Annotated in this window: 12 protein-coding genes; all 12 read right to left on the bottom strand. The window is 37.8% G+C overall.

Annotated features, from left to right (window positions below; translation table 11 throughout):
- Positions 1-188: 188 nt before the first annotated feature.
- Positions 189-2087 carry a cell division protein FtsZ gene (gene ftsZ, locus BLR30_RS09760; protein ID WP_089857670.1) on the bottom strand — a complete coding sequence of 633 codons (1899 nt, stop codon included), beginning with the start codon at positions 2085-2087 and terminating at the stop codon, positions 189-191.
- 91 nt (positions 2088-2178) lie between these two features.
- Complete coding sequence (gene ftsA / locus BLR30_RS09755; protein ID WP_089857668.1) at positions 2179-3567, bottom strand: cell division protein FtsA; 1389 nt, start codon at positions 3565-3567, stop codon at positions 2179-2181.
- Between the two features lie 21 nt (positions 3568-3588).
- Positions 3589-4551, bottom strand: a complete 963-nt coding sequence (locus BLR30_RS09750) for a cell division protein FtsQ/DivIB (RefSeq protein ID WP_089857666.1) — start codon at positions 4549-4551, stop codon at positions 3589-3591.
- A 119-nt stretch (positions 4552-4670) separates the two neighbouring features.
- The gene (locus BLR30_RS09745; protein ID WP_089857664.1) at positions 4671-5048 is read right to left on the bottom strand and encodes a GxxExxY protein; all 378 of its coding nucleotides are present in this window, start codon (positions 5046-5048) and stop codon (positions 4671-4673) included.
- A 122-nt stretch (positions 5049-5170) separates the two neighbouring features.
- Positions 5171-6529, bottom strand: coding sequence for a UDP-N-acetylmuramate--L-alanine ligase (gene murC / locus BLR30_RS09740; RefSeq protein ID WP_089857663.1), 1359 nt, complete (start codon positions 6527-6529; stop codon positions 5171-5173).
- 10 nt (positions 6530-6539) lie between these two features.
- Positions 6540-7190 (bottom strand): hypothetical protein, encoded by a 651-nt coding sequence (locus BLR30_RS09735; RefSeq protein ID WP_089857661.1) that lies wholly within the window; start codon positions 7188-7190, stop codon positions 6540-6542.
- A gap of 5 nt (positions 7191-7195) precedes the next feature.
- Entirely contained in the window at positions 7196-8347 is a 1152-nt protein-coding gene (gene murG, locus BLR30_RS09730; protein ID WP_089857659.1) for an undecaprenyldiphospho-muramoylpentapeptide beta-N-acetylglucosaminyltransferase, read from the bottom strand.
- 100 nt (positions 8348-8447) lie between these two features.
- On the bottom strand, positions 8448-9686 hold the full coding sequence (locus BLR30_RS09725; RefSeq protein ID WP_089857656.1) for an FtsW/RodA/SpoVE family cell cycle protein: 1239 nt from the start codon (positions 9684-9686) through the stop codon (positions 8448-8450).
- A gap of 23 nt (positions 9687-9709) precedes the next feature.
- Positions 9710-11047 (bottom strand): UDP-N-acetylmuramoyl-L-alanine--D-glutamate ligase, encoded by a 1338-nt coding sequence (gene murD / locus BLR30_RS09720; RefSeq protein WP_089857654.1) that lies wholly within the window; start codon positions 11045-11047, stop codon positions 9710-9712.
- 69 nt (positions 11048-11116) lie between these two features.
- On the bottom strand, positions 11117-12358 hold the full coding sequence (mraY, locus tag BLR30_RS09715; protein ID WP_089857652.1) for a phospho-N-acetylmuramoyl-pentapeptide-transferase: 1242 nt from the start codon (positions 12356-12358) through the stop codon (positions 11117-11119).
- A 29-nt stretch (positions 12359-12387) separates the two neighbouring features.
- A complete protein-coding gene (locus BLR30_RS09710; RefSeq protein ID WP_089857650.1) occupies positions 12388-12777 on the bottom strand; it encodes a four helix bundle protein in 390 nt (129 codons plus the stop codon).
- A gap of 45 nt (positions 12778-12822) precedes the next feature.
- Positions 12823-14283, bottom strand: a complete 1461-nt coding sequence (locus BLR30_RS09705) for a UDP-N-acetylmuramoyl-L-alanyl-D-glutamate--2,6-diaminopimelate ligase (RefSeq protein WP_089857648.1) — start codon at positions 14281-14283, stop codon at positions 12823-12825.
- Between the last annotated feature and the right edge of the window lie 4 nt (positions 14284-14287).

Here is a 14287-nt window from a genome sequence, read left to right as displayed (position 1 = left end):
GTATTTATTTGCTTTAGGCTTTAAGCAGTAAGCTAACGGTGCGGGTAAAATGCCTACTGCTTATTGCTTACAGCAATTAGTCTACATCTTTTATTGCTTTGCTATGGTATTTATTTGCTTTAGGCTTTAAGCAGTAAGCTATGATGCGGCTAAAATGCCTGTTGCCTACTGCCTACTGCTTACAGCAATTAATCTACGTCTTTATTCAAAAATCTGTTTTCTCTGATCTGCATATTTCCATTGTTGTCAGACAGATAGGTATTGATATTCTGGTCTGAAGCGTTGGCTCCTTCAATGGAGATGTTTTTTCTTTTGAAGGCCGGAACAGATTCAAATTCACTGGAGCTGTCGAAGCTCTGGTAACGTGAATTGAATTCCTTCAGCTTGTTCCTTCTTTCCATTACTCTTTCCTGGTCTACCGTTTTATTCACAAACGTGAATTCTTCTTCTGCAGGTTTCGGTGCTTCGGTCTCAGCTTTGGTTTCAATTACCGGCTCTTCTTTCAGATGCTGGAAGAAATGCTCCACTTTCTGAAGCGGCTCTTCTGTAAGCTGGTTGACTTCACTCGCTGATTTAAACTCAGCTTTCGGCTGTCCGGAGTCTGGCTTCGGCTCACTATTTTTCGGCTCATTCACAAAAAAGCTGAACTCTACAGACTTCTCTTCAAAATAAGAAGTGCTGGAAGAACCCGTGTTCTGCTGCTCTTCTTTTTTATGATCGAAATCAAACCTGAAAGATTCTGTTTCCAAATCGTTGGCATCTTCCTGATCTTCTTCCAGGGAAAACAGACTGTATGATTCTTCTTCGTTATTTCTCCAGCTCTGTTCAGGGGTTTGCAATGTATCTTCTTCTTTGTCAGTGAATTTTATTTCGGTTCTTGCAGGTTCTTCTTCAATGGTCATTTTTTTTTCAGAAGACGAGTTGAAGAATGGTGCATCATTATCTTCATCATCGAGTCTGAAAAGGTTTTTCCCTCCAAAATCATAACCCTGTTCAGGCGCTTCTTCTCTCTCCTGTCTTGTCTTAAAAGGAGATTCTTTCGGAGTGTCGAAACTGTCGTTCAGGCTGATCTTGATCTTTTCTGTAGGCCCTGAGAATTTTTTATTGTCATTAGAGAAACCTGTTGCGATAACAAGAACGCTTACAGAGTCTCCAAGTTCTTCATCAGAACCCACCCCGAAGATGATATCTGCGGTATTTCCTGCTTCTTTCTGGATATGATCCATGATTACCCCGATTTCGTCCATCGTTACTTCTTCCACACCACTACGGATCAATAGAAGAACATTTTTCGCTCCTGTGATTTTATTGTCATTCAACAATGGGGAATCCAATGCTTTTTTAACGGCTTCTTCTGCTTTATTTTCACCTGAAGCAACTCCTGTAGACATCAACGCTGTTCCAGAGTTCTGAAGTACAGATTTAGCATCTCTAAAGTCAATGTTTACATCAAAATACCCGGTAATAACTTCTGCCATTCCTTTGGCAGCATTGGTTAACACTTCATCGGCCTTTGAGAATCCCTGCTTGAAACCAAGATTTCCGAACTGCTGTCTTAATTTATCATTATTGATAACGATCAGGGAGTCTACATTATTTCTTAATTTATCGAGTCCGTTTTCCGCCTGCTCCAGTCTTCTTTTTCCTTCAAAGCTGAAAGGAACCGTAACGATACCCACGGTAAGGATGCCCATGTCTTTTGCGACTTTGGCAATCACGGGAGCAGCACCGGTTCCGGTACCACCGCCCATTCCGGCAGTGATGAAAACCATCTTGGTATTCTGTCCCATCGCCGCTTTGATATCCTCGATGCTTTCGATGGCCGATTTTTCACCCACTTCAGGATCAGCGCCTGCACCAAGCCCTTCGGTAATGGTCGTTCCTAACTGTACTTTGTTGGCAACCGGGTTATTATCCAACGTCTGGGCATCTGTATTACAGATCACGAAATCTACCCCGTGAATTCCTTTTTCGTACATGTGCTTCAGTGCGTTGTTTCCGCCGCCTCCAACACCGATTACTTTTATTATTGATGAGTTCCCTTTTGGCAAATCAAATGAAAACCCTTGTGTTCCTAAATTTTCCATAACTATACTTTTTATAATTATAATTGATAATTGATTGATGATAATTGATAAGGAAAAATCGTGTATCGCTTATCATTTCATCATTTATAATTTACTCTACTTCTTCAAAGAATTTTTTTACTTTTTCCATGAGCGACTGCCCGAAAGTAAGCTTTGCCGCTTTTTTAGATTGCTGCTCTTTTACAGTCTGCTCTGGCTGAGGAATTTCTGTCTGCTGTACCGATTCCTGAACGGCTTCAGCCTTAGGAGTCTGAACTTCCGTTTTTACTTCCGACTGTTCCTCAATGGTTTCCTGAACTTCAGCATGCTGCTTTTTGTCCCTGATCTTTAAACTCTCCATCAGCAATCCGATGGAAGTTGCGAATTCAGGTCCTTTAAGATACTGGTTTTTATCGTTCGCAATATATTCATTGGCAAAACCAATCCTGCTGTCGAACCCTGTGGTGTAGTTCGCAAGCTGACGCAGATGTTTTAAATTGGAACCGCCCCCGGTAAGAACAATACCCGCAATGAGCTTTTTCTTCTGCTCAAATGCGCCGTAAGCTTTAAGTTCTGTATTCACCATTTCCAGGATTTCCTCTACTCTCGCATTGATAATCTGAGCGAGGGTTTTCAGAGAGATCTCTTTATCCGGTCTTCCGTGAAGTCCGGGAATGGTTACATAAGTACTGTCTTTTTCCAGCTCGGGAACTGCCGAACCAAATTTCACCTTCAGCTGCTCTGCGTGTTTTTCAATGATCGAACAGCCTTCTTTAATATCTTCTGTAATTATTCCGCCACCGTAAGGAATTACACAGGTGTGGCGAATAATATTGTCTTTAAAAATTGCGATATCCGTTGTTCCGCCACCGATATCTACGATGGCTACGCCGGCTTCTTTTTCTTCTTTGGTAAGAACTGCTTCTGAAGAAGCTAATGGTTCCAGCGTAAGGGCTTCCATTTCGAGCCCTGCTTCACGGACACATCTTGCAATATTGCGGATGCTTCCCATCTGGCCTACGACAACGTGGAAATTGGCTTCCAGACGTTTTCCGTGCATGCCGACAGGTTCTTGGATTTCACCCTCGGAATCTACTTTATATTCCTGAGGAAGTACGTGTATAATTTCTTCACCGGGAAGCATGACCAGCTTCTTGACCTGATCTTTCAATGCTTCAATGTCATCATCTGTGATAAATTTGTCCGGATGTTCACGCATAATATAATCGGAGTGCTGCAGTGAACGGATGTGTTTTCCTGCAATACCTACCGTTACTTTATGGATAGGTACTCCTGCGCTGGACTGTGCCTCAGACACAGCAGCTTTGATTGAATTAATGGTCTGCGAAATATTATTCACAATACCTTTGTGAACACCAAGACTCTTAGCCTTCCCTACACCGAGAACTTCTATTTTCCCATGTGCATTCCTCCTTCCGACAATCGCAACGATTTTCGTCGTCCCGATGTCCAGACCTACTGAATACTCTTGATTTTCCATTTGTTTATATCGATTTGATTTTTATTCTATTTTAACTTTTGCCTTTGTTTTCGGCTTTTCTGCCGTAGGTTTCTTCTCTGTTTTTTTGGCTTCTTTTGGCTTGGTTACTGTTTTTGGTTTTAATGAAGAGGAGGTTATATTTTTACTTATCTTTTTTCTTTCTGCAGGTTTAGATATATCGTCGGGTTTTCTTACCGGAACAATTGAAGCTTTAGCCAGCTCTTTATTTCTCACTCTCAGAATACTGTCGTTTTCCTTAAAATAAGGATTTAAAGTGGTGACGATCTGGTTCTGGTATTTTACAGATATCATATTATACTTTTCAGGATCCTGATACACCAGGTATTTTTCTACAAATGTTTTAAAACCTTTTACCTTGAATTCAATATTATCGAGATCCCCGATTTCCACTTTATAGTTTCCTTCGCTGGTCAACAGGTTATAATCTCCATTGTCTTTTGATATCCCGATGAAATATTTCTTGCTGAAATCATCTTTGTCAATTTTCTCCACCAGCTCAGCCAATTTCTGATATTCGTCTTTCTGCACATCTCCCGTTACCAGCATACACGGATGAGAATACGTTTTAGAGATCGGAAATTCTACTCCTTTTTCATCTACATAAAAGTCTCTGCCGTTTTTATTCAGCCTGAAAACGGGAACTCTCTGTTTGATATCCAGATTTAATTTCCCATTCAGATTAAGGTAAACATTAGCACTGTCTACCGCTGGTAGGGCATTGATTTTCTTTTCCAGCGCGGGAATATTCAAATCACCCACCTTTCCGGAAGGATTTTCCTTTTTCACAATCTCCCGGATGTCTTTTTCATCAATAAAATACACCGGAGTTTTGTCGCTCATCTTTACAGAAATCTTATTGTCCGTAATCTTCTGTCCACTGAATTTTTTCAGTGAAAAGCTCAACAGAAACCCAAGGAGAATTAATGTGACGGCAATTTTTAATATTCTGTATTTATTTTTCATTTTTATATTTAACGCTATGAGCGCAAGGTTTTTCTTTAAGTGCTTACTTTATATTTTTCGTTCGCAAAGGCGTTTTACTCAGCAAATGATAGCTGAAAACATTCTTTGCAATTTTAATATTATAATTTGTTTACTGCTCTTTTTACTCCATCTTTAAATAAGGTAGAATGGAAATTTAAAATCATTCCCAATTTCATTTCTGTAACTCTTAAATAGTTAAGAAGCTGAAAGAAATGATACTTATTAATGTCCGGAACTGCTTTAATTTCTATAATTACTTTATTTTCAATTAACAAATCAACTCTAAATGCCTTCTCAATGAGCAAACCTTCATAATTGACACTAATGTCTTTTTGACTTTCAACATTGAGTCCACAATTTTTCAATTCGTAAATTAAGCATTGCTCATACACATTTTCATAGAGTCCTATTCCAAGTTTTCGATGCACTTTCATCCCTGCATCAAAAACTATATTTGATATTTCATTTTCTGTCATTTGTGTGTTTTTAATTTACTCCGAAATGATATTTTCAGCTATCATTTGCTGAGTGAAACGCCTTTGCGAACGATTTTATATGGGTTATATAAATTTCCGTTGCGCTCGTTACGTTTATTAAATTAGTATTTACACATCCATTCACAGATAGGATCATACAGTGTGTCAATATTTCCTGCACCTACAGTGAGAAGGATATCAAATTCTTTTTCTTTTATCTTATCGAAAGCCTCGTTTAAAGGTGAAACTTCCTTTTTATCTAAATTAACTTTTTCCAGAAGCCAGTCTGAAGTAATTCCTTCAAAGTTTTCCTGAAGCTCTCGTGCAGGATAAATATCGAGAAGGATCAATTCATCGCTCTGACTCAGGCTTTCTGCAAAACCATCAGCAAAATCTCTTGTTCTACTGAACAGATGCGGCTGGAAAACCACCAGCAATTTCTTTTCAGGGTAAAAAGTTCTGATCGAGCTCATTACCGCATTAATTTCTGTCGGATGGTGAGCGTAATCGTCGATGTAAATTTTACCGTTATCATATCTGTGTTTGGTATATCTTCTTTTAATCCCTTTGAAATTAGCAATTGCCTTTTTAAGAGTTTCAAAGCTTACTCCTAACTTATGAAGAATCGCCAGTGCCGCAGTGGCATTTTCTACATTATGGATTCCCGGAATTTCCCAGGCAAAATCTTTTACTGTTTCTTCAGGAGTATGGAAATCAAAATAAATTGTATCATTCTCCATTCGCAGGTTATCGGAATAATAATCTGCCTTTTCGTTTACAGCATACGTAAGATGAGGTCTGCCGATGTCAATTCCTTTTCTTACAAAAAGCTGTTTGCCTTCCGGAACCAAAGCGGCAAACTGCCTGAAACCTTCTTCAATGGTGTTTTTGTCCCCATAAATATCGAGATGATCTGCATCAATCGACGTTATTACAGCCCAATCTGGTGAAAGGTTCAGGAAGCTTCGGTCATATTCGTCTGCTTCTACCACAGAATATTGTGTTCCATTATAAAGGAAATTCGACTTGAAATTCTCGGAAATTCCGCCAAGGAAACAAGAGAACGGCAAATCTGCTTCTTTACATAAATGCGAAACCAATGTAGAAGTCGTTGTCTTTCCATGGGTTCCTGCAACGGCTATACAATCGGTATTTTCCGTAATTAAACCTAAAACTTTCGCCCGTTTCAGAACTTCAAACTGATGTTCATTGAAATAGTCTAAAATCCCAAGCTTTTTAATTGCCGGAGTATAAATTACCAATGTATCTTCCTTCTGCAGAGCTGTGATTTTTTCGTCAATTATATCATCAAAAACAATATCAATTCCTTCGTTCATCAGAGCCTGTGTAAGCTTGGTGTTGGTTTTGTCATAGCCCAACACTTTTTTGCCCGAAGCATGGAAATACCGTGCCAGCGCACTCATCCCGATACCTCCGATTCCCACGAAGTAAAAATTCTGATATGTTTTTAAATTGTTCATTTTATATCTGTTAATTAAAAAGCTTAAACCCGATCCACACAAAAAATGCAATTGCAGAGATAATCAGAATGTTTTGACCATGACTCCTGTCATTTCTGTTGAAGCCATAAATTCTGTCTCCGTTTGGCAGAGCTTTTTTATAATACATTAAATAACCACCAATGAATATCCCCAGAAACCCTGCGAAGAAGGCGGATACATATCCAATGATAATTAGCCACACAGGACTTTCTTCCTGTACTGAGAGACTTTCAATTCTCTGTTTATTAATAACATATAAGAGTTCCGGATTTATTTCTTTTCCTCTTTCTTTTAATATTTTTTGAGCAAGCAAATAATCAAACTTATTCCATTCATCTTTTTTGGTTACGATTTCGATGAGTTCTTCATCAGAATAATCAAAAAGATGATAGCTTTTTTCTACGTTTTCAAGATCATTTTTTACGAGGTCTTCTTCAATTTTTTCAACTTCGATAAAATCATCTTTTCTAATTTTTAGTTCATACTGCTTTGTATTGATATCTCCTCCGAAACTTGCATCTAATTTTGAAGAGTTATCCGTAAGCTCATACACAAAGTAATTCTCTTCCAGAATTCTTGCCAATTCTAAAGCATCATCTTTATAAATGAATTTTCTATGTACTGAAAGTTCGTTTGACATTATACTTATAGTGCTTTTAAAATTTCATCTACAATTTCTTTTGCGGCATTAGGCTTAGCAAAATATTTCAGATTATCAGACATTTCTTTTCTCAATTCATCATTTTCGCAGATCTCTGAGAGCGTGTTCCAGAATTTTTCCTTCATTTCAGAGTCTTTTACCATTCTGGCTGCATTTTTCTCCACCAGATTCATCGCGTTTTTAGCCTGGTGATCTTCTGCTGCAAAAGGGAAAGGAACCAATAAAACAGGTTTCTGCGCTACCGCCAATTCTGAGATGGCAATCGCTCCCGCTCTTGAAACAATAACATCTGCCGCAGAATAAGCTGTTTCCATATCTTTGATGAATTCCTTTATTTGGATCTGGTTGCTGGTTGCTGGTTGCTGGTTATTTCCATCAACTGACAACTGAAGGGCATCAACAATTTCTTTATAATCCAATTTTCCGGTTTGCCAGATCAGTTGGTAGCCTTTTTCTTTTAGATTTTCCAGATTTTCTTTCCATCCGTTATTTAATGTTCTTGAGCCTAAAGATCCGCCGACAGATAAAATGGTCAGTTTATCTTTATCAAGTCCCATTTTTTCTTTTGCCTGAGCAGTTTCCTGCATTCCGGAAACAATATTCTCACGAATTGGATTACCCAGGAAATGTATTTTTTCAGTCGGAAAACCTTCTACTTTTGGGTAGGCGGTAAATACGGCTTTTGCTTTTTTACTTAAAATTTTATTTGTTACGCCTGCGTGTGCATTCTGTTCCTGAATAAAAATCGGAATTCCGAGTTTGCTTGCTTCATATAAAGCCGGTCCGCTTGCGAATCCTCCTGTTCCTATGGCGAAATCAGGAGAGAAACTTTTAATGATTTTCTTAGATTTGGATAAACTTTTTAGAACCTTGAAAGGTAGTCCTAAATTTGACAGCATATTTCCTCTGTCAATTCCGGCGATATCAATTCCTTCAATTCTATAGCCAGCCTGTGGAACTTTTTCCATTTCCATCTTGCCATTGGCTCCAATGAACAAAAATTCTGCGTCAGGAAATCTTTTTTTGATTTCGTCTGCAATAGCGATTGCCGGGAAGATATGTCCTCCTGTACCTCCTCCGGATAGCAATACGCGGATGGTTCTTGGCTTCTGGCTATTTACTGATTGATTGTCCATTTTTTATTATTTAATCAAATTCTATATGATTCGTTTTATTTTAGATAAGATTTACATCCTATCTTGATTTATGTCGTCCCTTCGGGAATCTCTATTTTCATTAAGCAATATCATTTATTTCTGCTATGCTTTGTTTTTTGCCCAACCCTTCTTCATCATAAATCTGTATTCTTGAGCTTATATTTAAAATAATTCCCAGCTGCAAATAAGTTACCAGCATGGATGTTCCTCCGTAGCTAATCAACGGTAATGGCTGACCCGTCACCGGAATCAGATTAATGGCTACTGCAATATTCACCGAAAGCTGCACAAAAATCATCACTCCGAGACTGAGTACGAGCAACGATCCGAAGAAAGCAGGCATTTTGCTGGCAATCATCACGATTCTTATCATCATGATGAGGTACATACTGATGAGAAAAGCAGCTCCTATAAGTCCGTATTCTTCAACAATTACTGCGAAAATAAAGTCGGAAGCCGACTGTGGCAGCATTTGTTTCAAAGCGCTTTTACCAGGTCCCATTCCGGTAATTCCTCCATGAACGATGGCTGCTTTGGCCTGCATGACCTGGTAGTTTTTGGCTTTCACACTTTCATCATCTACATCAGCTGATTTGGCTTTACTTGAGGTAAATGTTTCAATACGGCTCATCCAGGTGTGTACCCGGTTTCCGCCGATAAGGTTGGTGTTTAATGCAATAATTAAAAACAAAACAATTGCGATAAATGATGCGGATATAAATCCTGCAATATATTTCCAGTGGAGCTGTCCGATAATCAATACAATTACAGAAACCATTAAGATCATCAGCGCCGTAGATCCGTTGTCTTTTGCTACGAGAACAAAAACAAGCAGGATAGGACCAAAGATGTACATGATGTTCTCAATCGGCAATCTTTCTCGGGTTATCTTTTTGGTTAAATATCTGCAGAGGTAAATAATCAGCATCAAAAAGGCAAAAGAGGAAGGCTGGAAGGAAATCGGTGTCCCTGGAATTTTCAGCCATCTGGATGCACTCGCACCATCGATCGTCTGTCCGGTAAACATCGTAACCACCAACAGAATAATCATTAAACCGAGCAAGATGCTGCTGAGCTTTCCGATGTATTCATATTTTATCATTCCGACTATTCTCATAATTGCAAGGCCTAAGACTACAAAAAACATATGTTTGATAACGTGACCAGTTGTGGTTCCGTTATTTACGATATATTCCAGATTCGAGCTTGCAGAATACACCGGGAAAATAGAGAAGATGGAGATCACAAGAATGACCATCCAAAGTACTTTATCGCCCTTCAGGAATTCAAATCTGTTTTCTGTGTCTTGTTCGTTCATATTATGGTACTACTGGCTGTTGGCTAATTGCCGATGCCTTTTAAAACTTGCTGTTTAAATTGCTGACCTCTGTCTTCATAGCTTTTAAATAAATCAAAGCTTGCACAGCATGGAGAGAGTAAAACCGTATCTCCTTTTTGAGCCAGAGATTTTGAGATCTTTACGGCTTCTTCCATGCTTGAGGTGTCATAAATAAACTCTTTTTGAGCTTTAAAAAAGTTTATAATTTTCTCATTATCGATGCCTAAGCAGACAATCGCTTTTACTTTTCTTTTGACTAAATCTTCAATTTCGGTATAGTCGTTTCCTTTATCTACTCCGCCTACGATCCAAACAGTTGGATTTTTCATGCTTTCTAAAGCATAATACGTTGCGTTTACATTGGTTGCTTTACTGTCGTTGATGTATTTTACGCCTTCAATTTCAGTGACAAATTCTAACCTGTGTTCAACTGCCTGAAAGGTCATTAATGAATTTCTTATGCTTTCATTATTGATTTCCAATATTTTACCTGCGATAGAGGCAGCAAGGCTATTGGCAACATTATGATTCCCGAGGAGCGATAGTTCTTCAATTTTCATTGAGAATTCATCTTTCATTTTCACCACGATATGATCCTCATCGATGAAACCTCCTTCGTTGAGTTTTTCTTTGATGGAAAAAGGAATCATTTTCGCTTTAATCTCCAGCTTTTCAAGAATATTTTTGCTCATTTCATCATCCTTATTATAAATGAAGAAATTATCATTTTCCTGATTTTCCGTAATTCTGAATTTTGCTAGCGCATATTCTTCGTAGTTGTAATTGTACTGATCGAGGTGATCCTGTGACAAATTCAACAATAAAGAAATATACGGTCTGAAATTCTGAATATCATCTAACTGAAAAGAGCTTACCTCCAAAACATAATAGTCATGATTTTCATCGGCAACCTGCTTGGCAAAGCTGTATCCTATGTTTCCTCCTAAGCCGACATTTAATCCGTCATTTTTCAGGATATAGTAGATCAGCGACGTTGTCGTTGTTTTCCCGTTGCTTCCGGTAATTGCGATGATTTTGGCATCGGTAAATTCTGAAGCAAATTCAATTTCAGAAGAAAGTCTTATTCCTTTATCATGAATTTTATGGATAATATCTGCCTTTTTGGGAATTCCCGGACTTTTTACGATCCAGTCTGCGTTTAGAATTCTTTCCTCATCATGATTTTCCTCTTCAAATTCAATTTCATTGTCTGTAAGAAACTGCTTATAATTATCTTTAATAGTTCCTTTGTCTGAAAGAAAAATCTCCAGACCTTGTTTTTTAGCCAGATAAGCCGCTCCGCAACCACTTTCACCTCCTCCTAAAACAACTATTTTCATACTTTTTGCTTTATGCTGTAGATATAGGCTGTAATTCTGATTGTTACAGCTTATTGCTTACAGCTGGTTTTATCTCATCTTCAATGTAATCAGGCATACAATTGCCAGCATTACTCCGATGATTATCATTCGGTTTACTATTTTACTCTCATGAAAGCCTCCCTTCTGATAATGGTGATGTAAGGGTGACATTCTGAATAGTCTATTGTTCTGGGCGTATTCCAACCCGTATTTTCTTTTTCTGTATTTGAAAACAATGACCTGAAGCATCACGGAAATGTTTTCTATTAAGAAGATTCCACACAATATGGGAATCATGAGTTCTTTTCTTAAAATAATGGCTAAAACGGCAATTACACCTCCTAACATCAAACTTCCGGTATCTCCCATAAAAACCTGTGCAGGATAGGTATTGTACCAGAAGAACCCGATTACAGCTCCTACCATAGCGACTACGAAAATGGTTGTTTCACCCATATTCGGAAGGAACATAATATTCAGATAATCGGCGAAAATGATGTTCCCTGAAAGGTAAGCGAATAGCCCGAGTGTAAGTAAAATAACTGTGCTGGTACCAGCAGCAAGACCGTCAATCCCGTCCGTGATATTGGCTCCATTTGAAACGGCTGTTACAATGAAAATTACGATAGGAATAAAAACAATCCATGCCCATTCGTGAGCATCTTTATCATTCATCCAAAACAGCATTCCGCTGTAGTCGAATTCATTATTTTTAGCAAAAGGTACTGTGGAAACAGCGATTTTTTCGGTAGGCATGAAGTTCTGCTCTACGTTATTCCGGTTTACTACTTTTGCGTCTGCATATTTTCTTTTAACCGTAATGTCAGGGTGGAAATACATTGTAACTCCGACAATTAACCCTAATCCAACCTGACCTACAATTTTGAATTTACCACTGAGCCCATCTTTATTCTTTTTAATTTTCTTCAGATAATCATCCAGGAAGCCGATAGCTCCCATCCACAATACTGAAACAATGAGCAGTACGATATAAACATTCGTAATCTTTGTGAACAATAATACCGGGATAAGAGTTGCCAGAATGATAATAAGACCTCCCATTGTTGGGGTTCCTTCTTTCTGTTTTTGTCCATCTAAACCAAGATCGCGCACCAGCTCACCCATCTGTTTTGCTCTCAGATAGTTGATAATTCTTTTTCCATAGATAAGAGCAATGGTTAAAGAAAAAAGCACTGCCATTCCTGCACGGAAAGAGATGTATTTTAACAATCCAAGTCCGGGAACATGGATGCCGTGGTTGGTCAGATATTCGTATAGATAGTATAACATCGGTTTCTTGATTTAAAAATTTAATTTATTTAAAGATTTAAAGGCTTTGGTCTCTCAATATTTTCATTCAAATATTTAACAAAATTTGAAATATTTGAAGAAATTATTCTTGACAAATTAATGATTTCCTCTGCCTTATTTTCATCCCCTAATTTTAATCTTTTACTTACAATCATCATACTTCTAACTTCTGCACAACTGCCTTTTGCAATTTTTAGATATTTAATAAATTGTCTGTTATTATTATACTCCGAGCCTTCTGCAATATTATTTGATATGGAGAAGCCTGCTCTTTTTATTTGATTATTAAATTCAAATTCTTTATCAAGACTTTTATCTTGAAGAAATTGATAGACTTTTTCAATTAAATCTAAACTTTTGATGTAAACCGGAAAGTTTTCAAAATTTTTTGTCTTCATCAAATTTTTAAATTTTTAAATCGATTCAATCTTTTAATTAATAATTTACTTACTCATAAGCTTCCAAAGCTCATTAATAGTTTCTTTGTCATCAAAATGATGTTTCACACCATTTATTTCCTGATAGGTTTCATGGCCTTTTCCTGCAACGAGGACAATATCTTTCGGCTCGGCAAACTTTATCGCCATTTTTATAGCTTCTCTTCTGTCGGGAATTGAAGTGTATTTACTGAAATTCTGAGGTTCAACGCCGGCCTCAATTTCTTTAATAATGGCTGCCGGATCTTCCGTTCTCGGATTGTCTGAAGTAATGATCGCCAATGTTGATTTTTTCGTGGCAATATTTCCCATTTCAGGTCTTTTCGAGTGATCCCTGTCGCCTCCACAACCAAAGACTGTGATCAGTCTTTCGTTTTTCGTTCTGATATCATTGATGCTGTCCAGAATATTTTCCAATGCATCCGGAGTATGTGCATAATCTACGATGAAGAAAATTCCGCCATCTGATTTAAAAGTTTCAAATCTTCCGGAAACTCTTTTCAGCTGACTGATCGCCTGAAGAATTTCATCTTGTTCAAAACCCAGTTCAGAAGCAATACCGAAAACAAGCAGCAAATTATAAACATTGAATTTTCCTGTAAGGGTCGTCCAGAATTCTTTTCCGTTGAAATTCAACAGCATTCCGTTGAAATCTACTTCCAGTAACCTTCCGTGATAGTCTGCCATCGTTTTCAGAGCATAAGACTTTTTTGTTGCCTTTGTATTCTGAAGCATCACATTTCCGTTTTTATCATCAACATTGGTGATAGCAACGGATTCGGTATCAAGCTCGTCAAAAAATCTTTTCTTTGTTTTTAAATATTCATCAAAAGTTTTGTGATAATCCAGATGATCGTGGGTAAGATTGGTGAAGCCTGCAATTTTAAAATGCAGCCCTTCGATTCTATTTTGGGCAATTCCGTGAGAACTTACTTCCATGAAAGCAAATTCGCATCCTTCCTCAACCGCCTGAGCCAAAATCTTATTAATGGTAATAACATCCGGAGTTGTATGTGTTGCCGGAATCACCTGATCTGCAATTCTTATCTCAACCGTAGAAAGCAGTGCAGAGTCATATCCTAGATTTTTAAAAACATCGAAAAGAAGGGTAGAAACAGATGTTTTTCCATTTGTTCCTGTTACTCCTATTAATTTTAATTTTTCAGAAGGGTTTCCGTAAAAATTAGAAGCCAGCTGTCCCAAAGCTTTAGAAGAATCTTTCACTTTTACATAAGTGATATCTTCTTTTAAATTATCAGGAAATTCTTCGCAAATAATTGCTTTTGCTCCTTTCTCTTCTGAAGATGCAATAAATGAATGTCCATCCGCAACCGTTCCTCTCACTGCAATGTACAGGGAGTTTTCCGTAACCTTTCTGCTGTCGAATACCAATTGTGAAATCTCACGGCTTTCATCGCCATGAATTTCTAAGACTGGAATTCTTCTTAATAAATCAACTAATTGCATGTTT

Source organism: Chryseobacterium taeanense, assembly GCF_900099685.1.
Classification (GTDB): domain Bacteria; phylum Bacteroidota; class Bacteroidia; order Flavobacteriales; family Weeksellaceae; genus Chryseobacterium; species Chryseobacterium taeanense.
The sequence above is the reverse complement of the archived record's forward strand: the minus strand, read 5'-3'. Positions and strand labels throughout refer to the sequence as shown.